The sequence below is a fragment of the Stenotrophomonas sp. SrG genome (assembly GCF_050031795.1).
Lineage (GTDB): Bacteria > Pseudomonadota > Gammaproteobacteria > Xanthomonadales > Xanthomonadaceae > Stenotrophomonas > Stenotrophomonas rhizophila_A.
In genome coordinates this window covers 1-241 of record NZ_JBNBBE010000994.1, presented here as the reverse complement: position 1 = coordinate 241, position 241 = coordinate 1, and the positions used below count along the sequence as shown (strand labels likewise).

Annotated in this window: 1 protein-coding gene; it reads left to right on the top strand. The window is 72.6% G+C overall.

Annotated features, from left to right (window positions below):
- A partial coding sequence (locus ACQG3P_RS22470; protein ID WP_426806293.1) for a hypothetical protein occupies positions 1-241 on the top strand: 241 nt, incomplete at both ends.

The following is a 241-nucleotide window of genomic DNA, read 5'->3' as shown; positions in this document are numbered from 1 at the left end:
TCGCACAGTCGTCGGCGTTCGGCGCGGTGGCCAATGCCACCGGCGACAACGCCACGGCGGTGGGCACGCAGAGCGCGGCCAGTGGCACCAGCAGCACCGCCATCGGCGGTCCGGTCGACCTGAGTCCCGGCCTGGGCTTCTTCGTCGACACCCAGGCCAGTGGCGAGGCCGCCACCGCGGTCGGCGCCGGTGCGTTTGCCAGCGGCGATTACGCCGTGGCCAACGGCACGCTCAGCGAAGA